This is a genomic window from Xylophilus ampelinus, from assembly GCF_003217575.1.
Taxonomy (GTDB): domain Bacteria; phylum Pseudomonadota; class Gammaproteobacteria; order Burkholderiales; family Burkholderiaceae_C; genus Xylophilus; species Xylophilus ampelinus.
The window spans coordinates 14,038-37,358 of the sequence record NZ_QJTC01000007.1 but is presented as its reverse complement, the minus strand read 5'-3'; the positions used below and the strand labels follow the sequence as shown (position 1 = coordinate 37,358).

Here is a 23,321-nt window from a genome sequence, read left to right as displayed (position 1 = left end):
CAGCGCCTTGTGGATAAACGGCAGCTGGCCTCATGGAGATCGACGCCCACAGACCTCACACGTCGATATTCGCCGCCCGCAGCGCGTTCGTCTCGATGAAGTCCCGCCGCGGCTCCACCTCGTCGCCCATCAGCATGGTGAACACCCGGTCGGCCTCGATCGCGTCGTCGATCTGCACCCGCAGCAGGCGGCGCACGGTCGGGTCCATCGTGGTTTCCCACAGTTGGGCGGGGTTCATCTCGCCCAGGCCCTTGTAACGCTGGCGGGCGGTGACGCGTTCGGCTTCGCTGATCAGCCAGCGCATGGCCTGGCGGAAGTCGGTGACCTTTTCCTCGCGGGCCTTGTCGCCCTCGCCGCGCTTGACGACGGCGCCGGGGGCCAGCAGGCCCTCGAAGGTTTCGGCGGCCTTGGCCAGGGCTTCGTAGTCCGCGCCGTGGACGAAGTCTTGGCTGATGACGCTGCTCTTCACGTTGCCGTGGTGGCGGCGGCTGATGCGCAGGATCGGCTTGTCGGTGCGGGTGTCGAACTCGCTCGCCACCTCGGCGGGGGCGCCGTTGGTGGTCAGCTCGCGCAGCTTGGCCTGCAGGGCGACGGCGCTCTGCTCGGCGGATTCGACGGTGTCGAGGTCCAGCTTCACGCCGTCGGCGATCGCGCGCAGGGCGGCGGCGTCCATGAAGACGCCCAGGCGGCCGATGACCGACTGGGCCAACTGGTGCTTGTGGGCCAGGTCGTCGAGCGTCTCGGCTGCCAGCACGCGGGGGCTGTCGCCGCCGGTGGTGACGCTGGCATCCTTCAGCGCGATGCGCAGCAGGAAGGCGTCGAGCGCGCCGGCGTCCTTCAGGTACTGCTCTTCTTTGCCCGACTTGACCTTGTAGAGCGGCGGCTGCGCGATGTAGATGTGCCCGCGCTCGACCAGCTCGGGCATCTGGCGGTAGAAGAAGGTCAGCAGCAGGGTGCGGATGTGGGCGCCGTCGACGTCGGCGTCGGTCATGATGATGATGCGGTGGTAGCGCAGCTTGGCGACGTTGAAGTCGTCCACGCCGGTGGTGCCGCCCACGCCGGTCGCCTTGCCGATGCCGGTGCCCAGGGCGGTGATCAGCGTCAGGATTTCGTTGCTGGTGAGCAGCTTCTCGTAGCGGGCTTTCTCGACGTTCAGGATCTTGCCGCGCAGGGGCAGGATGGCCTGGAACTTCCGGTCGCGGCCCTGCTTGGCGGAGCCGCCGGCGGAGTCGCCCTCGACGATGTAGATTTCGCACAAGGCCGGGTCTTTCTCCTGGCAGTCGGCCAGCTTGCCGGGCAGGCCCATGCCGTCGAGCACGCCCTTGCGGCGGGTCATCTCGCGGGCCTTGCGGGCGGCCTCGCGGGCACGGGCGGCCTCGACGATCTTGCCGCAGATGATCTTGGCGTCGTTGGGTCGCTCCTGCAGGTAGTCGGTGAGCAGGCGGCCGACGATGTCTTCCACCGGCGCACGCACTTCGCTCGACACCAGCTTGTCCTTGGTCTGGCTGCTGAACTTGGGCTCGGGCACCTTCACGCTCAGCACGCAGCACAGGCCTTCGCGCATGTCGTCGCCGGTTACCTCGACCTTGGCCTTCTTGGCCAGCTCGTTTTCTTCGATGTACTTGTTGATGATCCGGGTCATCGCGGCGCGCAGGCCGGTCAGGTGGGTGCCGCCGTCGCGCTGCGGGATGTTGTTGGTGAAACAGAGCACCTGCTCGGTGTAGCCGCTGTTCCACTGCATCGACACTTCCACGCCGATGTGCGTGCCGGGGATGCCGCCGTACGTCTCGGCCGGCTTCTCGCCCGCGGCGTAGAAGGGCGTGGGGTGCAGGATGGTCTTGCCCTTGTTGATGAATTCGACGAAACCCTGCACGCCGCCGGCGCCGGAGAAATCGTCTTCCTTGCCGCTGCGCTCGTCCTTCAGGCGGATGCGCACGCCGTTGTTCAGGAAGCTCAGTTCGCGCAGGCGCTTGGCCAGGATCTCGTAGTGGAAATCGGCGTTTTCCTTGAAGATCTCGTTGTCGGGCAGGAAGTGCACCTCGGTACCGCGCTTCTCGGTGTCGCCCATGATGCGCATCGGCGAGACCTCGACGCCGCCCGCCTGCTCGACGATGCGGTTCTGCACGAAGCCCTTGCTGAACTCCAGCACGTGGACCTTGCCGTCGCGCCGCACCGTCAGGCGCAGCATCTTGCTGAGCGCGTTGACGCAACTCACGCCCACGCCGTGCAGGCCGCCCGAGACCTTGTAGCTGTTCTGGTTGAACTTGCCGCCGGCGTGCAGTTCGGTCAGGGCGATCTCGGCGGCACTGCGCTTGGGCTCGTGCTTGTCGTCCATCTTGACGCCGGTGGGGATGCCGCGGCCGTTGTCGGTGACCGAGATGCTGTTGTCGGAGTGGATGGTGACGACGATGTCGTCGCAGTGGCCGGCCAGGGCCTCGTCGATCGAGTTGTCGACCACCTCGAACACCAGGTGGTGCAGGCCCGAGCCGTCGGAGGTGTCGCCGATGTACATGCCCGGGCGCTTGCGCACCGCCTCCAGGCCTTCCAGGATGGTGATCGAGCCTTCGCCGTAGCTGGTGTCGGGCGCCACTTCGACGGGAATCGCGTTCACGATCTCGGCTTCGTAGACCGGCTCGGTGTGCGGTGGCGCTTCGGGGGTCGTCGTCTGGGGCTTGGAGGTGTCGGTCATGTCGTTTCCTTCACTCGCCCCGTGGGGCGAGATTTACAGGCCAAAGAGGCCCGAAGCCGGCGTGGTGCGCCGGCTTCTAGCTATAGTTTCTATAGCATTCTGTCAAAACACGCGTGCGGGCGGCGGTCAGATGCGCATCGGCATCACGACGTACTTGAAGTCGGCGTTCTCGGGGATGGTGAGCAGCGCCGAGCTGTTGGAATCCGACAGCTCCAGCATGACCATGTCCTGCTGCATGTTGGCCAGCGCGTCGATCAGGTAGGTGACGTTGAAGCCTATCTCGATCGTGTCGCCGCCGTAGTCGATGTCGAGTTCGTCCTGCGCCTCTTCCTGCTCGGCGTTGTTGCTGGCCACCCGCAGCGTACCGGGCTCCAGGTTCAGCCGCACGCCCTTGAACTTCTCGCTGGTCAGGATGGCGGTGCGCTGCAGGCTGCCCAGCAGCGGCGCGCGGCCCAGGGTCACGCTGTTCTTGTGATTCTTGGGGATCACACGGTTGTAGTCGGGGAACTTGCCCTCGACCAGCTTGGTGACGAACTCCATGTCGCCGAAGGCGAACTTGGCCTGGTTGTTGGCGAACTGCATCTCGATGCGCGGCGGGTTCTCGGCGTCGCCCGCGTCGCTCAGCAGGCGCTGCAGCTCCAGCACCGTCTTGCGCGGCAGGATGACTTCCTGCTTGGGCACCTCGACGTCCAGCGTGGCGGCGGCGTAGGCCAGGCGGTGGCCGTCGGTCGCGACCAGGGCCAGTTGCTTGCCCTCGGCCACGAACAGGATGCCGTTGAGGTAGTAGCGGATGTCGTGCACCGCCATCGCGAAGCTGACCTGGGAGAGCAGGCGCTTCAAGGTCTTCTGCGGCACGCTGAAGGCGGGGCCGAAGTTGGCGACCTCCTGGACCAGCGGAAAGTCCTCGGCCGGCAGCGACTGCAGGGTGAAGCGGCTCTTGCCGCCCTTCATGATCAGCTTGCCGCCGGTCGATTCCAGCGACACCGTCTGGTCCGACGGCAAGGTGCGCAGGATGTCGATCAGCTTGCGCGCGCCGATGGTGGTGGTGAAGCTGCCCTCGTCGCCCCCCAGATCGGCATGGGTGCGGATCTGGATCTCCAGGTCGCTGGTGGTCAGCTGCACCTGGTGCCCGGTCTTGCGGATCAGCACATTGGCCAGGATGGGCAGCGTATGCCGCCGCTCCACGATGCCCGCTACCGACTGCAGTGCCGCGAGCAGCGTTTCTTGGTGGGCCTTCAGGACGATCATTTCAACCTCTTCTCCAAAGCGATTTCTGTGGTTTGTAGAGCCAACCCCTCACCGCGGCCAGCCCGTCATTTTCGCCGGTTTTAGGGGCGCTTCCTGCGATCACCATCCACTTCCAGAAACACCGTGGATCCGGCTTTGCCGGTCCACCGGTGTTGCCCCCTTAAAGGGGGGTGGCGAAGACGCGAAGCGCGCAGCCTGGGGGTTATCCTTTTAATGTTTGCTCTAGCACGTGCAGCTGCTGGTTGAGTTCGGTCAGCTGCTGGCGCTCGGCGGCGATCTTGCGCACCGCGTGCAGCACGGTGGTGTGGTCGCGGCCGCCGAACAGCTCGCCGATCTCGGGCAGGCTCTTCTGGGTCAGTTCCTTGGCCAGGTACATCGCGATCTGGCGCGGCCGCGCGATGCTGGCCGGGCGCTTCTTGCTGTACATGTCGGCGACCTTGATCTTGTAGTAGTCGGCCACCGTCTTCTGGATGTTTTCAACACCGATCTGCCGGTTCTGGATCGAGAGCAGATCGCGCAGCGCCTCGCGCGCCAGCTGGATCGAGATGTCCTTCTGGTTGAAGCGCGAATAGGCCAGGATCTTGCGCAGCGCGCCTTCGAGTTCGCGCACGTTGGAGCGCACGTTCTTCGCGACGAAGAAGGCCACCTCTTCCGGCATCTCGACCGCCTCGGAGCGGGCCTTGTTGATCAGGATGGCGACGCGCATCTCCAGCTCGGGCGGCTCGATGGCGACGGTCAGGCCCGAGTCGAAGCGCGACACCAGCCGCTCGTGGATGTCGGCCAGGCCCTTGGGGTAGGTGTCGGACGTCATCACGATGTGGCTCTTCTTGGCCAGCAGCGCCTCGAACGCGTTGAAGAATTCTTCCTGCGTGCGGTCTTTGTTGGCGAAGAACTGCACGTCGTCGATCAGCAGCAGATCGAGCGAGTGATAACGTTCCTTGAACTCGTCGAAGGTCTTGCGCTGGTAGGCCTTGACCACGTCCGAGACGAACTGCTCGGCATGGATGTAGAGCACCTTGGCGTCGGGACGGTCGGCCAGCAGCTTGTTGCCGACGGCGTGCACCAGGTGGGTCTTGCCCAGGCCGACGCCGCCGTAGATGAAGAGCGGGTTGTACAGGTGGCCCGGCATGCCGGCCACGTGCATCGCCGCGGCGCGCGCCATGCGGTTGGCGGTGCCCTCGACCAAGGTGTCGAAGGTCAGGCCGGAATTGAGCCGGTTCTTGAAGGCGGGTGCGGCGTCTTCCGCGGCGGCGGCGGCCAGCGGCTCGGCTGCGGTCTGGGCCGAGGGCGTGGCGGGCGCGAGGTGGGTGCGCACCGCGGCTTCCCGCTGGGACAGGGCCAGTTCGAGCGCCACCGGCTGTCCGTAGATGCGCTCCAGCACCTGCGCGATGCGCACAGTGTACTGGGCGCGAATCCAGTCGAGCTTGAAGCGGTTGGCGACGAACAGGGTGACTCGGGAGAAGTCCTCGGTGACCTGTGCGACCAGGGGCTTGATCCAGGTGTTGAACTGCTGCTCGGGCAGCTCCTGGGCCAGTTGTTCGACGCAGGCCTGCCAGAGGCTCTGGCCTGCTTCGTCGTCGGCGCCGGGAAGGGCGCCAGGGGGGTGTCCCTGGGTCATATGGGGCAGGCGGTGCCGTGTGGATAGACACGGGGGTCAAACCGCCGGATTCTAAATTATCAACGCCTTGTCCACAAGGCGCGGCGGGCCGCCCGCAGCCTGTGGCCTGTGGCGGTGGCGGTGGCGGTGGCGGTGGCGGTGGCGGTGGCGGTGGCGGTGGCCTGTCTGGGGGCATGCATTGCCAGAGGTCCCGAGTTTGATGATAATCATGGGTTTCCCTGAAAGGCGTTCAGGGGCCCTCCACTGAAACTGCTTTCCTAGGATAGATCGTCATGAAGCGCACGTACCAACCCTCCAAGATCCGCCGCGCCCGTACCCACGGCTTTCTCGTCCGCATGAAGACCCGTGGCGGCCGGGCCGTCATCAACGCACGCCGGGCCAAGGGCCGCAAGCGCCTCGCCGCCTAAGAAGGAAGGGCGCATAAATCTACTGCGCGAACCGATCTCGCGCCTGCGGTACTCACCGTACGAAAGTACGGTTCCGTTCCTCGCCGCAAGCTCGGTCCGCTCGCTACGATTTCTGCATCCCTTCTTGCTCCCGTTGGATATTTTCCGGTCCGTTGCCGGTGTGCCGCGTGTTTCCCATCCTGCCTGTGGTCGTCCGTTCGCCTTTTCGGCCGGGATGAGCGCATGCAGCGCCTGAAGACACGCCCGCAGTTCCAGGCCGTCATGGCCGGCGGCATCGTCTCGCGTACGCCGCATTTCGCGCTGCACCGTCTGGTGCTCGATGCCGCCCCGCCGGTATCGGCCGGCGCGCAGGCCGAAGCGCCTTCGGCCGTGCCCCTTCCCCTGTTCTCGATGCCCGACGTCTGGCTGGGTGCGCTCGTACCCAAGCGCTGGGCGCGCCGGGCGGTGACGCGCAACGCGATCAAGCGGCAGATCTACACCGTCGCCGGCGAGCGCTGCCTGCGCATGCCGCAGGCCGGTTACGTGGTGCGGCTGCGCACCGCGTTCGACCGCAAGGTGTTCGTCAGTGCCACATCGGACCCGCTCAAGCGTGCCGTGCGGGAAGAGCTGCAGCAGCTGCTCGCCTGTGTGGCCACGCTGCCGGTGGACGCAGGTGCTGACGCTGCGGTGCCCGTGGCGGACGCGGCACTGTCCCGGGGCGCGGCGCGCGCTGCGGCATGATGCGCCGTGTGTTGATGGCCGCGGTGCGCGGCTACCGGCTGCTGCTGAGCCCCTGGATCGGCGGCGACTGCCGTTTCGAGCCCACCTGTTCGGTCTATTCGCTGGAGGCGCTGGAGCGCCACGGCGCGGTGGCCGGTACCTACCTGACCCTGCGGCGCATCGCCCGCTGCCAACCCTGGTGCCAGGGCGGCTGCGACCCGGTGCCCGATACGCCGCCGAGAATCTTCGCCTGGGCTTCGGCCCGTGGCGACATCTGCGTTTCCCCTTCCGTTCCCCCTTCCGAGAAGAAGTCTTCATGAACGACATCCGTCGCACCGTCCTGTGGGTGATCTTTGGCTTTTCCATGGTGCTGCTGTGGGACAAGTGGCAGATCCATAACGGACACCAGCCCACTTTCTTCCCCACGACCACGCCGGTCGCCACCGCGCCGTCACCCGACGCCGGCCGCCAGGAAGGCGCCTCCAGCGTGCCGACCGTGGCGTCCACGCCCACCCCCAGCGGTGGCGCGGTCACGGCCGGCGGCACCGCGCTGCCGCCGGCGGCCACCGCCGTGCCGCACGAGCGGACCGAGGTGCGCACCGACGTGTTCCGCCTGGTGTTCGACAGCGCCGGCGGCACGCTGGTGCAGGGCGAACTGCTGCTGCACGGCGATTTCGAGCACAAGGACGACAACTTCCTGCTGCTCGACGAGAGCAAGAACCGCGTCTACGTGGCCCAGACCGGCCTGATCGGCGGCACCAACTTCCCGACCCACAAATCGCCGATGACCCTGGTCCCCGGCCCGCGCACCCTGGCCGACGGCCAGGACACGCTGGAGGTGCGCTTCGAATCGCCCGAGACCGACGGCGTCAAGCTGATCAAGACCTACACCCTGAAGCGCGGCAGCTACGCGATCGACGTGATGCAGGAAGTGGTCAACAACACCGCCGCGCCGGTGTCGCCGCAGCTCTACCTGCAGCTGGTGCGCGACGGCAACAAGCCGCCGGGCGAATCGTCGTTCTACTCGACCTTCACCGGCCCGGCGATCTACACCGAAGCCAAGAAGTACCAGAAGGTCGAGTTCAAGAAGATCGAAGAGAACAAGGTCGACATCGAGAAGCAGGCCACCAACGGCTACGTCGCGATGGTGCAGCACTACTTCGCCACCGCCTGGACGCTGCCCGACGGCGTGCAGCGCGATCTGTTCATGCGCAAGGTGGACAACAACCTCTACGCCGTCGGCATGATCGCGCCGCTGGGCGAGTTGGCACCGGGCGCCCGCAAGACGGTGGATGCCACCCTTTACGCCGGTCCGCAGGAAGAGAAGAAGCTCGAAGCCCTGGCCCCCGGCCTGGAGCTTGTGAAGGACTACGGCTGGCTGACCATCCTGGCCAAGCCGCTCTACTGGCTGCTCGACACGCTGCACGGCGTGCTGCACAACTGGGGCTGGTCGATCGTGGCCCTGGTGTTCCTGCTGAAGGCGGCCTTCTATTGGCTCAATGCCAAGGCCTACGCCAGCATGGCCAAGATGAAGGCGATCAACCCGAAGATCATGGCGATGCGCGAGCGGTTGAAAGACAAGCCGGCCGAGATGCAGAAGGAGATGATGGCCATCTACCGCACCGAGAAGGTCAACCCGATGGGCGGCTGCTTCCCGATCGTGATCCAGATCCCGGTGTTCATCTCGCTCTACTGGGTGCTGCTCTCCAGCGTCGAGATGCGCGGCGCGCCGTGGATCTTGTGGATCCAGGACCTGTCGGCACCCGATCCGTTCTTCATCATGCCGCTGCTGATGACCGCCACCAGCCTGCTGCAGACGGCGCTGAATCCGACGCCGCCCGATCCGATGCAGGCCAAGCTGATGTGGATCATGCCGCTGGCCTTCAGCGTGATGTTCTTCTTCTTCCCGGCGGGCCTGGTGCTCTACTGGCTGACGAACAACATCCTGTCGATCGCGCAGCAGTGGATCATCAACACCCGCATGGGCGTGCCGCCGCAGCTCAACCTGCCGAAGTTCAAGTAAGAAAGAAGCCCCCGGCACCACGCCGACGAGGCCGCCGCGACCGACAGGTCGGGCGGCCTTTTTTCATGGCCGCGCGAACATGGTCGGCGATGGCGGCATGCGGCCCGCCCGGCCCCGGTTCGCGCAGCACCGCCACGCGCCATAGGGTTTTACCGGGTGCGTCGTACGATGGTGGGACAATCCCTGCTACCCAAAGGCCTCAGCGTCTGCTCGGCATCCCATCGCTGCGCGTTCTTGCCGCAGCCTTTTTCCGCAGCTCTCCAACTCCCGAAATATGAAAAAGTCGATCAAGGTCTCGACCGGCGCTGTCATGGCGCTGGTCGTCGCGGCGGTACTGTTCCTTTACTGGCCGCTCTTCCCCCGCTCGGTGCCCGCCGCCGAAAACGAGCAGCCCGTCGATGTGGTGCTGGTCGGCGCCGGCGTGATGAGCGCCACGCTCGCCACCTACCTGCAGGAGCTGCAGCCCGACTGGAAGATCGAGGTGTTCGAGCGCCTCGACGGCGTGGCGCTGGAAAGCTCCAACGGCTGGAACAACGCCGGCACCGGCCATTCGGGCTTCGCCGAGCTGAACTACACGCCCGAGCTGCCCGACGGCTCGATCGAGACCCAGCGCGCCGTGGCGATCGCCGAACAGTTCGAGATCTCGCGCCAGTTCTGGGCCCACCAGATCGGCCGGGGCCACATGCAGAAGCCCGCGACCTTCGTGAACGCCACGCCGCACATGAGCTTCGTTTGGGGCGACGCCAACATCCAATACCTGAAGAAACGCCATGCCGCGCTGACGAAGAACCCGCTCTTCTACGGCATGGAGTACACCGAGGACCAGGCCAGGATCGCCCAGTGGGCGCCGCTGCTGATCGAGGGACGCGACCCTCGGCAGAAGGTGGCCGCCACCTACATGCCGCTGGGCACAGACGTCGACTTCGGCAGCGTCACCAACCAGCTGGTGCGCAGCCTGCAGCAGTCGCCCAACTTCAAACTCACCCTGCAGCACGAGGTGCGCGCACTGCGCCAGAACGACGACAAGACCTGGAACGTGACCGTCGCCGACCTGGCCGACGGCGCCAAGGAAAAAACGGTCAAGGCCAAGTTCGTCTTCGTGGGCGCGGGCGGTGCGGCGCTGAAGATGCTCCAGGCTTCGGGCATTCCCGAAGCGCGCGACTATGCCGGTTTCCCGGTCGGCGGCGAATGGCTCACCATCGAGAACCCGGCGCTCACCGCGCGTCACACGGTCAAAGCCTACGGCAAGGCCGCGGAAGGTTCGCCGCCGATGTCGGTGCCCCACCTCGACGCCCGCAAGCTCGACGGAAAGGACGTGGTGCTTTTCGGCCCCTTCGCGCTGCAATCGACCAAGTTCCTGAAGCAGGGCTCGTGGTTCGACCTGTTCTCGTCGGTCAACCACGACAACCTGGGCGGCATGCTGCGCGTCGGCATCCACAACCTGGACCTGGTGAAGTACCTGGTGCAGCAGGCGGTGCTGTCGGACGACGATCGCCAGCGCGCGCTGGCGGAGTATTTCCCCAACGCCAAGCGGGAAGACTGGCGCCTGGCCGTGGCCGGCCAGCGGGTGCAGGTCATCAAGCGCGACCCGAAGGAAGGCGCGGTGCTGCAGTTCGGCACCGAGATCGTCTCCGACAAGGACGGCACCATCGCCGCGCTGCTGGGTGCCTCGCCGGGGGCCTCCACCGCGCCGCACATCATGATCAACCTGATGACCAAGGCCTTCCCGCAGCAGATGACCGATGCGGGCTGGAAGCCGCGCCTGCGGCAGATCGTGCCGTCCTACGGCCGCAGGATCAACGACACGCCGGCGCTCACCAACGAGATCCGCCGGATGACCAGCACCGCACTCGAACTGCCGTACCTGGACGTTCCGGCCGACGTGGCCACCCAGGCCGCGGTCGCGCCCGCGCCCGCCGTGGTGCCGGCGCCTCCTGCCCCTGTGCCGGCCGGCCGTTCGCGGAACAAGGAAATGCAGGCGCTCTGACCGCAGCCTGCCAGCAGCGGACGGGGCCCGGCCTTCGTTTGCCGTGCGCCCGCACCACGCCCCACCTTGCCTCTCGCAGCGTGGGGCTTTTTCATGGCCTCGCCGAGAATCGACCCATGTACGACCACCGCCACGACCCCATCGCCGCCATCGCCACCGCTCCGGGCCGGGGCGGGGTGGGCATCGTGCGGATCAGCAGCGGTGCCGACCTGGACGCGCTGGCCCGGGCGCTCTGCGGCCGGGCGCTGCCGGCGCGCGAGGCCTGCTACGTGCCGTTTCGCGACGCGGCTGGCCAGCCGATCGACCAGGGCATCGCGCTGCGGTTCGCGGCGCCGCATTCCTATACCGCCGAGCATGTGCTGGAGCTGCAGGCCCACGGCGGTCCGGTGGTGCTGCAGCTGCTGCTGGCCCGCTGCCTGGAGGCCGCGGCCGAGACCGATCCGGCGACCGGCCGGCCGCGCCTGCCGCGCCTGCGGCTCGCGCGGCCCGGCGAATTCACCGAGCGGGCCTTTCTCAACGACAAGCTCGACCTGGCGCAGGCCGAAGCGGTGGCCGACCTGATCGACGCCAGCACCGAGGCCGCGGCCCGCAGCGCCAGCCGCTCGCTGGCCGGCGCGTTCTCTGCCGAGATCGGGGCGCTGCGCGACGCGCTGGTCCACCTGCGGATGCTGGTCGAGGCTACGCTGGACTTTCCCGAGGAAGAAATCGACTTCCTGCGCAAGGCGGACGCCGACGGTCAGCTATCGAAACTGGAGCAGACGCTGTCGCAGGTGCTGCAGCGGGCGCGGCAGGGCGCGCTGCTGCGCGAAGGCATCACGGTGGTGATCGCCGGGCAGCCCAATGCGGGCAAGTCCTCGTTGCTCAACGCGCTCGCCGGGGCCGAACTGGCCATCGTCACCCCGATCGCCGGCACCACCCGCGACAAGGTGGCGCAGACGATCCAGATCGAAGGCGTGCCGGTGCACGTGGTCGATACCGCCGGCCTGCGCGACAGCGACGACGCGGTGGAGCGGATCGGCATCGCCCGCGCCTGGAACGAGATCGCCAAGGCCGATGCGGTGCTGTTCCTGCACGACCTGACCCGGGTCGATGCTATCGATTACATAGCTGGAGACCGGCTCGTGGCGTCGGCCATGGCCACGAAGGTGTCGGAAAAGGTGCCGGTGCTGCACCTGTGGAACAAGGTGGATGCGGCTGACCCGGGCGATACGCTGCCGGTGCCGGAAGGCGCCGCCTCGCCCGCGGCCGACGACATGCTGCGCGTCTCGGCCCTCACTGGCGAGGGTCTGGACGCCTTGCGCCGGCGCCTGCTGCAGATCGCCGGTTGGCAGTCGGCGCCCGAGGGCCTCTACTTGGCGCGCGAGCGGCATGTGCAGGCGCTGCGACAGGTGGGTGGCCACCTGACGGAGGCGGCCGCTCACTCGGCCGCGCAGGCGGGGGCGCTGGACCTGCTTGCCGAGGAATTACGGCTTGCCCAGAACGCGCTGAACGCGATCACCGGCGCATTCGGTGCCGACGACCTGCTGGGCGTCATCTTCTCGCGTTTTTGTATCGGTAAGTAACGGCGCCGGGGATGGCACCACCGGTCGTTTCTACAGAAGTACCGGCGATCCGCCATCTGTAACCCGGCGTAATGCGCTCTTGTGGGTAATCCCGCAGACCGTTACCGTGCCCCACCATGAATGCGAGTCTCCACGCCGTTTTTCCCGCTGGCTCGGCCGATTTCGAGCTGGAGGGCCTGATCGGCGCGATCGAGTCGGCACCGGGTGACGATGCGATGGTGAATTTGTTGAGCGCGGCCGACTGGCGGGTGCTGGCGCCTTACCTGCAGGTCTGCAGGCTCGCACAGAGCCAGGTGCTGTTCACCGAAGGCTCGGCCGACCGCACGCTGTACTTTGTCGAACGGGGCAGCCTGAGCGTGCATGTGGAAGACGCCCAGGGTCGGCTGCGGCTGGCGATCGTCGGGCCGGGCTCTGTGGTGGGCGAGGGCGCTTTCTTCTCGCACCGACCGCGCAGCGCCACGGTGCAGGCCGGCAGCGCATGCATGCTCTGGGGCCTGTCGCCAATGCGGTTCTCGGAGCTGACGCACCGCCAGCCGGGCGTGGCCTTGAACCTGTCGCTGGCCGCCGGCGGCGTGCTGGCCAAGCGGCTGGCCAACCGCCGCCGCCGCGTCGCGGCCACCTGAGTGGCGCGCTGCTGGCGACGCGGGGCGCCCTTCCTGCGCCGGTGGCCGGGTGGCAGGCCCATCAGCCGGCGTTGAAATCCACCAGAGTGAACAGCGGCAGGCCGGCGGCGCGCAGCCGGTCGGAACCGCCCAGCTGTGGCAGGTCGACGATCGCGGCGCCCTCGAGCACCACCGCGCCCAGGCGCTCCAGCAGGTTCTTGCCCGCCATCATGGTGCCGCCGGTGGCGATCAGGTCGTCGACCAGCAACACCCGGTCGCCGGGCTGGACCGCGTCCGCATGCAGCTCGACGGTGGCGCTGCCGTATTCCAGTTCGTAGGTCTCGGCGACGGTGGTGAAGGGCAGCTTGCCCTTCTTGCGGATCGGCACGAAGCCTATGTTGAGCTCGTAGGCGATCACGGCGCCCAGGATGAAGCCTCGCGCGTCCAGGCCGGCCACCACGTCGGGGCGCATCGCCCGGTCCATGTAGCGGTGCACGAAGGCGTCGACCAGTACCCGGAACACCTTCGGATCCTGCAGCAGCGGGGTGATGTCACGAAACTGTACGCCCGGCGCGGGCCAGTCGGGCACGGTTCGAATATGGCGGCGGAGGTAGTCGTGGACGTGCAGATCGTGCATGGATGGGTCATCGGCCGGGACACGACCGCTGTGGAATTCGGTGGTTGTAAAGTTAAGCCGGATAAAATTACAAATCATCGCCGGCGCGCTCATAATGATTGGTGGATTGTCCCTCTCGGGGCCCACGTTCAGCCTTCTCCTGCACACGATGGCGTATACGGTTCTGGTGATTGAGAACGAACTGGCACGCGCGGCCCGGCTGGACCACGCCCTGGGTCCGGCGGGCGCGGTGGTACGCACGGCGGTGAACCTGGCCGCCGCGCGGGAGGTGCTGGCGGCGGGCCCGGTCGAGGCGGTGGTGGTGCGCCATCTGCTGCCCGACGGCAGCGCCTTCGACCTGGCGGCGGCCGCACCCGATGCCGCGCTGTTGATCGGGGTGGAAGAGGGCGACGAGGCGGTGGCGGCGCGGGCGCTCGACCACGGTTTCGACGACTATCTGGTCTTCGACGGCAGCGGGGGCTACCTCGACGTGCTGGCCCACCAGGTGGGCACCGCGGTCGCACGGCGCCAGGCACAGACACGCTCCGTGCGGGTCAACGAGCGGGTGGCCCGGCAGAACCAGCTGCTGCAGGCGATCCTGAGGGCGCACTCCAACTTCCTGGTGGCCGATGCTCCGGGAGCCGCCTTCGACGCGCTGCTGGAGGATTTCCTGCAACTCACCCGTAGCGGCTACGGCCTGATCGCCGAGGTGCTGTACGACCTGCAGGACAAGCCCTATCTGCGCTGCTACGCGCTCACCGACATCAGCTGGGACGACCCCACCCGCGCGGCCGTGGCGCGGCATGCCCAGACCGGCATGCTGTTCAACAACCTCGACACGCTCTTCGGCGCGGCGCTGGTGACCGGCGAGGCGGTGATCTCCAACACACCGCCGAGCGATCCGCGCAGCGGCGGCCTGCCGCCGGGCCATGCGCCGCTCGACGCGTTCCTGGGCCTGCCGGTGCATGCGTCGGGGCGGCTGGTGGCCTTCGTCGGCGTGGCCAACCGGCAGGGCGGCTACGACCAGGACGATGTCGATTTCCTGCAGCCGCTGGTGATCACCGTCGGCCAGCTGGTGGAGGCGCGTCGGGCGCAGTCGGAGCGGGTGATCGCCGAGCTGGGCCTGCGCGAGAGCGAGGCGCGCTGGCGCCGGCTGAGCGAACTTTCGTCCGACTGGTACTGGGAGCAGGACGCGCAGCTGCGCATGACCCGCATCGACGGCGGCATTCTGCGCAGCACCGGCACCAACGGCCGGGCCTACCAGGGGTTGAGCGCCTGGGAGCTGCCCGCGATCAGGGTGAGCGAGACGCGCCGCCGGGCGCTGCGCCAGCAGATGGAATCGCACGAGGTGTTCCAGGATTTCGAGATGGCGGTCGAGGGCGAAGACGGCATGCCGCACTGGATCTCGATCAGCGGCACGCCGGTACACGGGCCAGACGGCGCCTTCGTGGGCTACCGCGGCATCGGCCGCAACATCACCGATCGCAAGAAGGCCGATGCGCGGATCGAGCAGTTGGCGTTCCAGGACGAACTGACCGGCCTGCCCAATCGGCGCAGCATGATCGACCGGCTGCAGCAGGCGCTGGCAGACAGTTCGCAGCTGGGGCGCTCGGGCGCGGTACTGCTGCTGGATCTGGACAACTTCAAGGACCTCAACGACACCCTGGGCCACGAGTTCGGCGACCAGCTGCTGCAGCAGGTGGCGCAGCGGCTGCGCGGCTGCGCGCGGCCGCACGACACCGTGGCCCGGCTGGGCGGCGACGAATTCGTGCTGTTGCTGGAGGGCCTGTCGAGCGATCTGGCCCATGCCCGGCAGCAGGCCGAGGCGATGGCGCAGGCGGTGCTGCAGTCGCTGCGCATGCCGCATGCGGCCGACCAGGCCGACGTGCTCTGCACGCCCAGCATCGGCATCGTGCTGTTCCAGGACCATCTGCTGCCGGTCGACGAACTGCTCAAGCGCGCCGACCTGGCGATGTACGAATCCAAGGCGTCGGGCCGCAACACCTGCAGCTTCTTCGATCCGAAGATGCTCGAGGCTGTATCGAAGCGGCTGCGGCTCGAGTCCGACCTGCGGCAGGCGCTGGCCCAGCGGGCGCTGGTGCTGGTCTACCAGCCGGTGGTCGACCGCGCGGGCGCTCTGGTGGGGGTGGAGGCGCTGGTGCGCTGGCCGCATCCGCAGCGCGGCATGGTGTCGCCGGCCGACTTCATCCCGGTGGCCGAGCAGACCGGCCTGATCGTGATGCTGGGCCGCCAGGTGGTGGAGGAAGCCTGCCGCCAGTTGGTGGTGTGGGAACAGGACGCGCGCACCCGGCAGCTGACGATCGCGGTGAACGTCAGCGCCTGCGAATTCCGGCATCCGCACTTCGTGCAGCAGCTGATCGAGACGGTGGAGCGCGCCGGCGCCGACCCGCGCCGCCTGAAGCTGGAGCTGACCGAGAGCCTGCTGCTGCACGACGTTCAGGACACGGTGGCGAAGATGCTGGCGTTGAAGACGGTGGGCATCGCGCTGGCGCTGGACGATTTCGGTACCGGGTATTCGTCGCTCAGCTACCTGAAGCGGCTGCCGCTCGACACGCTCAAGATCGACCAGTCGTTCGTGTGCGGCATCCTCACCGATCCGCACGACGCGGCCATCGCCGGCACCATCGTGCGGCTGGCCCGCAGCCTGGGCCTGCGGGTGGTGGCCGAGGGTGTGGAGACCGAAGGCCAGCGCGACTACCTGCTGGCCAGCGGCTGCGAGTACCTGCAGGGCTACCTGTTCGGCCGGCCGGCACCGGTGGCGGCGCTGGAGAAGTTCTGGACCTGAAGGTGTGGGAGAGCCTGCCGCGCGGCTCGATCGCGCGGCCGGTTCAGCGCCGCCGCAGCAGCAGCTCTTCGGCCAGGGCCAGCGCCTGCGGCCGGCCCGACAGGACCAGGGTGTCGCCCGCCTGCACCGGGGTGTCGGCAGCGGGCACCACGGTGTGGCCGTCGGCGCGGCGGATGCCGACCACACGAACGCCCACCGTCTCCAGCGCCACCGCGCCCAGCAGGCGGCCGACAGCGGCCACGTCGTCCGGCAGGGTGCAGGGCGCGAGGCGCTCCGTGTCGCGGTCGTGGGCGCCGTCGTCGTCCGCACCGTGGAAATAGCCACGCAGCAGGTCGTAGCGCGCGTCGCGCTGGTCCTGCACCACCCGGATCACCCGGCGCATCGGCACGCCCACAAGGGCCAGCGCGTGGCTTGCCAGCATCAGCGACCCTTCGATCGCCTCGGGCACCACCTCGGTGGCGCCGGCCTGCTGCAGCCGTTCCAGGTCGTGGTCGTCCTGGGTGCGCACGACCACCGGCACCTGCGGTGCATGGGTACGGGCATGTTCCAAGATGCGCAGCGCACCGTTCACGTCCAGGTAGGTGATCACCACCGCGCTGGCGCGGGCCAGCCCGGCGGCCATCAGCGCCTGCAGCCGGGTGGCGTCGCCGAAGGCCACCGCATCGCCGGCGGCGGCGGCCTGGCGCACTCGGTCGGGGTCGAGGTCGAGCGCGATCGAGGCGATGCCCTCCCGCTCCAGCATCCGCGCCAGGTTCTGGCCGCAGCGGCCGTAGCCGCAGATGATCACGTGCTTGTTGGCGTTGATCGACTTGCGGGCGATGCTGGTCATCTGCAGCGACTGCTGCAGCCATTCGCTCGAGACCAGCTTCATCACGATGCGGTTGCTGTGCTGGATCAGGAACGGCGCGGTCAGCATCGACAGCACCATGGAAGCCAGAACCGGGTTCAGCAGTTCGGGCGAGACCAGGTCGCGGTCCTGCGCCAGCGACAGCAGCACGAAGCCGAACTCGCCCGCCTGCGCCAGGTACAGGCCGGTGCGCAGCGACACCCCGGCCGATGCGCCAAGCCACCGCGCCAGCAGCGTGATCAGCGCCAGCTTCAGCGCCAGCGGAATCAGCAGCAGCGCCAGCACGACGCCCCAGCGGTCGAGCAGGATGTGCCAGTCGAGCATCATCCCGATGGTGATGAAGAAGAGGCCCAGCAGCACGTCGTGGAACGGCCGGATGTCGGACTCGACCTGGTGCTTGAACTCGGTCTCGGACACCAGCATGCCGGCCACGAACGCGCCTAGCGCCAGCGAGAGGCCCGCACTCTCGGTGATCCAGGCCAGGCCCAGAGTGATCAGCAGCAGGTTGAGCATGAACAGCTCCTCGCTGCGCCGCCGCGCCACGATGGTGAGCCACCAGCGCATCATCCGCTGGCCGCCCACCAGCAGCAGCGTGACCAGCACGGTGGCCTTGGCCGTCGCGATACCGACCTCGATCAGCAGCCGCTCGGGCGACGAGCCCAGCGCCGGGATCAGCACCAGCAGCGGCACCACCGCCAGGTCCTGGAACAGCAGGATGCCCATCACACGCTTGCCGTGTTCGGTCTCCAGCTCCAGCCGCTCGGCCATCAGCTTGACGACGATCGCGGTGCTGCTCATCGCCAGCGCGCCGGCCAGCGCCACCGCGGTCTGCCAGCCCACGCGCCAGGGCGCCGGCACCCACAACGCCAGCAGCAGGATGCCGCCGATGGCCACCGCCATCGTCAGCGCCACCTGCGCCAGCCCCAGGCCGAACACGTGGCGGCGCATCGCCCGCAGCTTGGGCAGGCTGAACTCCAGGCCGATGGCGAACATCAGGAACACCACGCCGAATTCGCCCAGGTGGCGTACGCCCTCGGAGTTCTGCGCCAGGGCCAGCGCGTGCGGCCCGATCAGCACGCCCGCGGCCAGGTAGCCCAGCATCGGCGGCAGCTTGAGGCTGCGGCACGCCACCACGCCCACCACGGCGGCCAGCAGGTAGAGCAGGGTGAGGGCGAGCGACGACATGCCGGATGCTAGCAAGCACGGTGCCGGCCCGGGTCTCCCGGCGCGCCGAAACATGGCGCAAGAACCCGGCCGATAAAATGGGGCGGATGACTTCTGCCGTCCCGTCCCTGCTCGCCTTCGATGCCGACGCGGCGCTGCGCCTGGCCCGCGACACCCTCGACATCGAAGCCGCGGCCGTCACCGGGCTGAAGGCGCGTCTGGGCGAGCATTTTCCGCAGGTGGTGCAGCTGGTGCTGCGGTGCACCGGCCGTGTGGTGGTGATGGGCATGGGCAAGAGCGGCCACATCGGCCGCAAGATCGCGGCGACGCTCGCCTCGACCGGCACGCCGGCGATGTTCGTGCATCCGGCCGAAGCCAATCACGGCGACCTGGGCATGATCACCGGCCAGGACGTGGTGCTGGCCATCTCCAACAGCGGCGAGGTGGCCGAGCTGGCGGGCATCCTGCCGGTGGTCAAGCGCATGGGCACGCCCCTGGTCGCGATGACCGGCGGCCTGGGCTCCACCCTGGCCCGGCATGCCGACTGGGTGCTCGACAGCGGCGTCGAGAAAGAAGCCTGCCCGCTCAACCTGGCGCCGACCGCCAGCACCACCGCGCAGGCCGCCCTCGGCGACGCCCTGGCGGTCGTGCTGCTGGAGGCGCGCGGCTTCAGGGCCGAGGATTTCGCGCGCTCCCACCCGGGTGGCGCGCTGGGCCGCAAGCTGCTGACCCACGTATCGGACGTGATGCGCACCGGCGACGCGGTGCCCGCGGTGCTGCCCGACACGCCGCTGGCGGTGCTGATGCGCGAGATGAGCGCCAAGGGCCTGGGCGCCGCGGCGGTGGTCGACGCCGACCGCCGGGTGCTGGGCGTCTTCACCGACGGCGACCTGCGCCGCCTGGTGGAGACCGGCGCCGACCTGCGGGCGCTGAGCGCGGCCGAGGTGATGCACGCCCGGCCCCGCACCATCGCCCCGACCGCCCTGGCGGTGGATGCCGCCGAACGGATGGAAGAGCACCGCATCACCAGCGTGCTGGTGGCCGATGCCGACGGCGTGCTGGTGGGCGTGGCGCACATCGGCGACCTGCTGCGGGCGAAGGTGATATGACCCCCAGGCTGCGCACTGCGTGTCTTCGCCCACCCCCTTGCAGGGGGCACGGCCGGCGGACCGGCGGAGCCGGATCCGCGGTCGTCCTGAAACGAATGCCGCGCCTCTTTTGGGCGGTTCATGGCTGATATGCACGCAATGCCCCCTCTCGATTCCTTGCCTCCGATCACGCCAGCGCAGCGCTGGGCGCCCGAGTTGCTGCTGCGGGCGCAGGAGGTGCGGGTCGCCTTCTTCGACGTGGACGGCGTGCTGACCGACGGGGGGCTGTACTTCACCGAGTTTCCCGAGGCCGATCCGCGCGGCGGAGGTGAGACGATCAAGCGCTTCAACACGCTCGACGGTCACGGCCTGAAGCTGCTGCAGCGGGCGGGCATCGTGCCGGCCGTCGTCACCGCGCGGGACTCGCGGCCGCTGCGGGCGCGGCTGGCGGCTCTCGGCATCGCGCATGCGCATTTCGGCACCGAGGACAAGCGGCCGGCGGCGCAGGCGACGCTCGAAGCGCTCGGCCTGGGCTGGCACCAGGCCGCGGCGATGGGCGACGACTGGCCCGACCTGCCGGTGCTGCGCCGCGCCGCCTTCGCCTGCGCACCGTGCGGCGCCCATGTCGAGCTGCTGGCCGTCGCCCACCACGTGACCCGGGCCACCGCCGGCCACGGCGCGGTGCGCGAATGCTGCGACCTGCTGCTGGCCGCCACCGGCCGCTACGACGCCCTGCTGCAGGAGTACGCGCATTGACGCGCCGGCCGGAGGCCGCCCGGTGAACGCGGCACGCCGAAGCTTCAAGCCCGTCGCCGCGCTGCGCACCGCGCTCGACCGTGCCTCCATCTACCTGCCGGTGCTACTGATGGGACTGTTGGCGCTCGGCAGCTATTGGCTGGTACGCAGCACGCCGCCGCCCGCGGTGGCCGAGCCCGAGCGGCCGGTGCGCCACGAGCCCGACTACTTCATGCGCGACTTCGCCGTCCGCAACTTCGACAAGGACGGCAAGCTGACCAGCGAGATTTTCGGCACCGAGGGTCGCCACTACCCCGACACCGACACGCTGGAAATCGACAAGCCGCGGATCCGCTCGTTCAGCAAGGACGGCAAGCTGACCGTCGCCACCGCCAACACCGCGCTCAGCAACGGCGACGGCTCGGAGGTGCAGCTCTTCGGCAACGCCGTCGTGACCCGCGAGGCCACCACCGACGCGCGGGGCCAGCCGGTCCCGCAGATGCAGTTCCGCAGCGAATTCCTGCACGCCTTCACCGAGACCGAGCGGGTGAAATCCCACAAGCCGGTGGTGCTGACCCGCGGCCAGGACCAGTTCACCGGCGACGGCATGGACTACGACAACTACGACCAGGTGGCCAACCTGCACGGCCGGGTCCGCGGCATCATGGTGCCGACGCCGCGTGCCGTCCCGACCGCCCCCGCGCCGGGGCACGAGCGCTGAGATCGCCGCCGGGCGCCGTGGCGGACCGGCCGGTCCGCGGCGGTTCTTCGACATGGTGAGGAACGGCTTCCCGGCGGCACCGGCGGTTGGTACGCTCGCGGGCCGACCTCCACCCACCCGGACCTTTTCCATGACCGACGCCCGGCTCGTATTCATAACCGGCGCTTCCAGCGGCATCGGCCAGGCGCTGGCTCTGCGCTACTTCCAGGCGGGTTGGCGGCTGGCGCTGGCGGCACGCCGCACATCGGAGATCGAATCGTGGGCCCGGGCAAGCGGAGTGCCGGCTGGCAGCTATGGTATTTATAGCGCCGACGTATCGGTGCCCGACAGCATCGTCACCGCCGGGCGGCAGTGCCTGGCGCAGCAGGGCGTGCCGCAGGTGGTGATCGCCAACGCAGGCATCAGCGTCGGCATAGACACCGCAGACCGGGCCGATATCGACGTGCTGGCCCGCACCTTCGCCACCAACAACACAGGGCTGGCCGCCACCTTCCATCCGTTCGTCGCGGCGATGACCGAGCGGGCTCGACGGGGCGGGGCGCCGGGCCGGCTGGTGGGGATCGGCAGCGTGGCGGGCATCCGCGGGTTGCCGGGCCATGCGGCCTATTGCGCCAGCAAGGCGGCGGTGATCGCGTACTGCGAGAGCCTACGGGGCGAACTGCGCGGCACCGGCGTGCGGGTGGTGACGATCTGCCCCGGCTACATCGACACGCCGCTGACTCGCGCCAACCGCTACGGCATGCCATTCCTGATGCAGCCGGCGGATTTTGCCGACCGCGCGTTCCGCACTATCGAGGCGGGAGCCGGCTACCGGGTCATCCCGTGGCAGATGGGAGTGGTGGCCAAGCTGCTGCGGGTGCTGCCCAACCCGCTGTTCGACCGGTTGCTGGCGGGTCGTCCGCGCAAGCACCGGCAGGGCGAGGCGGGGCGCTAGTTTCGGTATCGGCTATCGGCAAGCGATGCGACCGCAGGCAGGCGTGCTGACCGGCAGCACGTGCCGCAGCTCGGCAAGCGCGGTAGAGCGCCGGTCTCCACCGGCCGGTGTCGCCATGCAAAAAGGCCCCGCAGAACCTTTTTTGCTTTTGCCGGTGGAGGGCTGTCAGTAACCGCCGCCACCGCCGTAGCCGCCATTGCCACCATTGCCACCATTGCCACCATTGCCACCACCGCTGCGGCCACCGCCGCCGCCACGCGGACCGGAGCCGTACGGGCTGCGGAAGCCGCCGTCGCCAGGGCCGCCGTTGCTGCCACCGCCACCGCCACGGCCGCCGTAACCGGCGCCACCGCCATATCCACCGCCGCCGCCACCACTGCGACCACCGCCGCCGTAGCCACCGCCGCCATAACCACCACCGCCGTAGCTACCACCACCACCGTTCCCGCCGCCATAACCGCCGCCACCACCACCATAGCCGCCGCCGCTGCGGGGAGGACGGGCTTCCATCGGACGGGCCTCGTTCACCACGATACCGCGGCCGCCGAGCGGCTGGCCGTTCATGCCGTTGATGGCGGCCTGGGCCTCGTCGTCGCTGCCCATTTCGACGAAACCGAAGCCTTTGGAGCGTCCGGTTTCCCGCTCCATCATGACTTTGGCGCTAGTGACCGACCCGAATTGACCGAAGGCCTGTTCGAGGTCGCTGTCGCGGACGGAGTAAGGCAGGTTGCCGACGTAGAGTTTGTTGCCCATGACGGGAGTCCTCAAAAACAAAGATAAAGCGATGGAGTCCCGAAAACGCAATCAACACCGACTACGCGAAACCGACGCATCACCAACGAAAGCACAGGTTTTCTGGCCCTTGCACTGTCATTATGTCGCAGAAGTTCCAGCCGAATGCAAGCATGTCCCCACCGAAATAGCAACCTGGCCCATGCATGAAAAAAGGCCCGAAGGCCCTTTTGTGGTGCGATTGTGTCGCTGCTCGTAGAGAACTCAGTATCCGCCGCGGCTGCCGCCACCGCCGTAACCGCCCCCACCACCGTAACCGCCCCCACCACCGCCGCCGCCGTAACCACCACCGCCGCCGCCATAGCCGCCACCACCGCTACGGGGAGGACGTGGCTCCATCGGACGGGCTTCGTTGACGACGAGGTTGCGGCCGCCGAAGGCTTGGCCGTTGGTGCCGTTGATCGCTGCCTGGGCTTCCGCGTCGCTGCCCATTTCGACGAAACCGAAGCCCTTGGAGCGGCCGGTGTCACGTTCCATCATGACCTTGGCGCTCGAGACAGAGCCGAATTCGCTGAAGGTCTGCTGCAGATCTTCGTCACGGAAGGTGTAGGGCAAATTGCCCACGTAAAGTTTGTTGCCCATCTCGGGACTCCTCAAAAAAACAAAACGCGATGGAGTCTAGGCAACGCAATCAGCAAACCAGTGACGACTTCAAAGACGCGAAACTGACCATACACCGCAAGGAGGCATGGGTGCCGGAAGCACCCATGCCCACCAATTATGCGCGATATTTCCGGTTTGCCTACCACCTTTGAGGCGGTTTCATACGGGGTTTTCACCGCG

At 68.0% G+C, this 23,321-nt stretch carries 18 protein-coding genes and 1 pseudogene; 12 read left to right on the top strand and 7 right to left on the bottom strand.

The features are described from left to right. Positions 1 to 55: 55 nt before the first annotated feature. The 3 genes from gyrB to dnaA all read right to left on the bottom strand — a co-directional run bounded on the left by gyrB (position 56) and on the right by dnaA (position 5,555). Positions 56 to 2,689 (bottom strand): DNA topoisomerase (ATP-hydrolyzing) subunit B, encoded by a 2,634-nt coding sequence (gene gyrB / locus DFQ15_RS06460; RefSeq protein ID WP_110465193.1) that lies wholly within the window; start codon positions 2,687 to 2,689, stop codon positions 56 to 58. Between the two features lie 126 nt (positions 2,690 to 2,815). Continuing rightward, complete coding sequence (dnaN, locus tag DFQ15_RS06455) at positions 2,816 to 3,937, bottom strand: DNA polymerase III subunit beta (protein ID WP_110465192.1); 1,122 nt, start codon at positions 3,935 to 3,937, stop codon at positions 2,816 to 2,818. Between the two features lie 202 nt (positions 3,938 to 4,139). Beyond that, positions 4,140 to 5,555: a chromosomal replication initiator protein DnaA gene (gene dnaA / locus DFQ15_RS06450; protein WP_110465191.1), complete on the bottom strand. Its 1,416-nt coding sequence runs from the start codon at positions 5,553 to 5,555 to the stop codon at positions 4,140 to 4,142. 272 nt (positions 5,556 to 5,827) lie between these two features. Between dnaA and rpmH the strand changes: the two genes are divergently transcribed. The 7 genes from rpmH (at position 5,828) to DFQ15_RS06415 (ending at position 12,856) form a co-directional block, all read left to right on the top strand. Further along, the gene (gene rpmH / locus DFQ15_RS06445; protein ID WP_055837473.1) at positions 5,828 to 5,962 is read left to right on the top strand and encodes a 50S ribosomal protein L34; all 135 of its coding nucleotides are present in this window, start codon (positions 5,828 to 5,830) and stop codon (positions 5,960 to 5,962) included. A gap of 222 nt (positions 5,963 to 6,184) precedes the next feature. Next, positions 6,185 to 6,682, top strand: coding sequence for a ribonuclease P protein component (locus DFQ15_RS06440; protein ID WP_110465190.1), 498 nt, complete (start codon positions 6,185 to 6,187; stop codon positions 6,680 to 6,682). Beyond that, complete coding sequence (gene yidD, locus DFQ15_RS06435) at positions 6,679 to 6,981, top strand: membrane protein insertion efficiency factor YidD (RefSeq protein ID WP_110465189.1); 303 nt, start codon at positions 6,679 to 6,681, stop codon at positions 6,979 to 6,981. The genes DFQ15_RS06440 and yidD overlap by 4 nt, the downstream gene beginning before the upstream one ends. Beyond that, the gene (gene yidC, locus DFQ15_RS06430; protein WP_110465188.1) at positions 6,978 to 8,684 is read left to right on the top strand and encodes a membrane protein insertase YidC; all 1,707 of its coding nucleotides are present in this window, start codon (positions 6,978 to 6,980) and stop codon (positions 8,682 to 8,684) included. The genes yidD and yidC overlap by 4 nt, the downstream gene beginning before the upstream one ends. Positions 8,685 to 8,958: 274 nt before the next feature. Further along, a complete protein-coding gene (gene mqo, locus DFQ15_RS06425; protein ID WP_110465187.1) occupies positions 8,959 to 10,671 on the top strand; it encodes a malate dehydrogenase (quinone) in 1,713 nt (570 codons plus the stop codon). A gap of 116 nt (positions 10,672 to 10,787) precedes the next feature. After that, complete coding sequence (mnmE, locus tag DFQ15_RS06420; RefSeq protein ID WP_110465186.1) at positions 10,788 to 12,233, top strand: tRNA uridine-5-carboxymethylaminomethyl(34) synthesis GTPase MnmE; 1,446 nt, start codon at positions 10,788 to 10,790, stop codon at positions 12,231 to 12,233. Positions 12,234 to 12,349: 116 nt separating this feature from the next. Next, positions 12,350 to 12,856, top strand: a complete 507-nt coding sequence (locus DFQ15_RS06415) for a Crp/Fnr family transcriptional regulator (protein WP_110465185.1) — start codon at positions 12,350 to 12,352, stop codon at positions 12,854 to 12,856. Between the two features lie 61 nt (positions 12,857 to 12,917). Here the strand turns inward: DFQ15_RS06415 and DFQ15_RS06410 are convergent, their stop codons facing one another. Beyond that, positions 12,918 to 13,472: an adenine phosphoribosyltransferase gene (locus DFQ15_RS06410; protein ID WP_110465184.1), complete on the bottom strand. Its 555-nt coding sequence runs from the start codon at positions 13,470 to 13,472 to the stop codon at positions 12,918 to 12,920. A 148-nt stretch (positions 13,473 to 13,620) separates the two neighbouring features. Between DFQ15_RS06410 and DFQ15_RS18115 the strand changes: the two genes are divergently transcribed. After that, positions 13,621 to 16,257, top strand: a complete 2,637-nt coding sequence (locus DFQ15_RS18115; protein WP_110465183.1) for an EAL domain-containing protein — start codon at positions 13,621 to 13,623, stop codon at positions 16,255 to 16,257. Between the two features lie 43 nt (positions 16,258 to 16,300). On the opposite strand, the gene DFQ15_RS06400 is transcribed toward DFQ15_RS18115, so the two are convergent. Continuing rightward, positions 16,301 to 18,289, bottom strand: a complete 1,989-nt coding sequence (locus DFQ15_RS06400; protein ID WP_110465182.1) for a monovalent cation:proton antiporter family protein — start codon at positions 18,287 to 18,289, stop codon at positions 16,301 to 16,303. 86 nt (positions 18,290 to 18,375) lie between these two features. On the opposite strand from DFQ15_RS06400, the gene DFQ15_RS06395 reads away from it, so the two are divergent. From DFQ15_RS06395 to DFQ15_RS06380, 4 genes are all read left to right on the top strand, one after another. Then, positions 18,376 to 19,377 carry a KpsF/GutQ family sugar-phosphate isomerase gene (locus tag DFQ15_RS06395; protein ID WP_110465181.1) on the top strand — a complete coding sequence of 334 codons (1,002 nt, stop codon included), beginning with the start codon at positions 18,376 to 18,378 and terminating at the stop codon, positions 19,375 to 19,377. A 138-nt stretch (positions 19,378 to 19,515) separates the two neighbouring features. After that, positions 19,516 to 20,112, top strand: coding sequence for a KdsC family phosphatase (locus DFQ15_RS06390; protein ID WP_110465180.1), 597 nt, complete (start codon positions 19,516 to 19,518; stop codon positions 20,110 to 20,112). A gap of 22 nt (positions 20,113 to 20,134) precedes the next feature. Then, on the top strand, positions 20,135 to 20,812 hold the full coding sequence (gene lptC / locus DFQ15_RS06385) for an LPS export ABC transporter periplasmic protein LptC (RefSeq protein WP_259292633.1): 678 nt from the start codon (positions 20,135 to 20,137) through the stop codon (positions 20,810 to 20,812). Positions 20,813 to 20,942: 130 nt separating this feature from the next. Beyond that, a complete protein-coding gene (locus DFQ15_RS06380) occupies positions 20,943 to 21,746 on the top strand; it encodes an SDR family oxidoreductase (RefSeq protein WP_110465179.1) in 804 nt (267 codons plus the stop codon). A 165-nt stretch (positions 21,747 to 21,911) separates the two neighbouring features. Here the strand turns inward: DFQ15_RS06380 and DFQ15_RS06375 are convergent, their stop codons facing one another. Together DFQ15_RS06375 and DFQ15_RS18050 are read right to left on the bottom strand one after the other, a co-directional pair. Next, a complete protein-coding gene (locus DFQ15_RS06375; protein WP_110465178.1) occupies positions 21,912 to 22,499 on the bottom strand; it encodes an RNA recognition motif domain-containing protein in 588 nt (195 codons plus the stop codon). 249 nt (positions 22,500 to 22,748) lie between these two features. Then, positions 22,749 to 23,120 (bottom strand): annotated as a pseudogene (locus tag DFQ15_RS18050) (RNA recognition motif domain-containing protein); the annotation flags it as partial. Positions 23,121 to 23,321: the final 201 nt, after the last annotated feature.

Excerpts from the sequence above, each read along its gene's own strand:
- gyrB (WP_110465193.1), bottom strand. The coding sequence starts at position 2,689 with ATGACCGACACCTCCAAGCCCCAGACGACGACCCCCGAAGCGCCACCG.
- dnaN (WP_110465192.1), bottom strand. The coding sequence starts at position 3,937 with ATGATCGTCCTGAAGGCCCACCAAGAAACGCTGCTCGCGGCACTGCAG.
- dnaA (WP_110465191.1), bottom strand. The coding sequence starts at position 5,555 with ATGACCCAGGGACACCCCCCTGGCGCCCTTCCCGGCGCCGACGACGAA.
- rpmH (WP_055837473.1), top strand. The coding sequence starts at position 5,828 with ATGAAGCGCACGTACCAACCCTCCAAGATCCGCCGCGCCCGTACCCAC.
- DFQ15_RS06440 (WP_110465190.1), top strand. The coding sequence starts at position 6,185 with ATGCAGCGCCTGAAGACACGCCCGCAGTTCCAGGCCGTCATGGCCGGC.
- yidD (WP_110465189.1), top strand. The coding sequence starts at position 6,679 with ATGATGCGCCGTGTGTTGATGGCCGCGGTGCGCGGCTACCGGCTGCTG.
- yidC (WP_110465188.1), top strand. The coding sequence starts at position 6,978 with ATGAACGACATCCGTCGCACCGTCCTGTGGGTGATCTTTGGCTTTTCC.
- mqo (WP_110465187.1), top strand. The coding sequence starts at position 8,959 with ATGAAAAAGTCGATCAAGGTCTCGACCGGCGCTGTCATGGCGCTGGTC.
- mnmE (WP_110465186.1), top strand. The coding sequence starts at position 10,788 with ATGTACGACCACCGCCACGACCCCATCGCCGCCATCGCCACCGCTCCG.
- DFQ15_RS06415 (WP_110465185.1), top strand. The coding sequence starts at position 12,350 with ATGAATGCGAGTCTCCACGCCGTTTTTCCCGCTGGCTCGGCCGATTTC.
- DFQ15_RS06410 (WP_110465184.1), bottom strand. The coding sequence starts at position 13,472 with ATGCACGATCTGCACGTCCACGACTACCTCCGCCGCCATATTCGAACC.
- DFQ15_RS18115 (WP_110465183.1), top strand. The coding sequence starts at position 13,621 with ATGGCGTATACGGTTCTGGTGATTGAGAACGAACTGGCACGCGCGGCC.
- DFQ15_RS06400 (WP_110465182.1), bottom strand. The coding sequence starts at position 18,289 with ATGTCGTCGCTCGCCCTCACCCTGCTCTACCTGCTGGCCGCCGTGGTG.
- DFQ15_RS06395 (WP_110465181.1), top strand. The coding sequence starts at position 18,376 with ATGACTTCTGCCGTCCCGTCCCTGCTCGCCTTCGATGCCGACGCGGCG.
- DFQ15_RS06390 (WP_110465180.1), top strand. The coding sequence starts at position 19,516 with ATGCCCCCTCTCGATTCCTTGCCTCCGATCACGCCAGCGCAGCGCTGG.
- DFQ15_RS06380 (WP_110465179.1), top strand. The coding sequence starts at position 20,943 with ATGACCGACGCCCGGCTCGTATTCATAACCGGCGCTTCCAGCGGCATC.
- DFQ15_RS06375 (WP_110465178.1), bottom strand. The coding sequence starts at position 22,499 with ATGGGCAACAAACTCTACGTCGGCAACCTGCCTTACTCCGTCCGCGAC.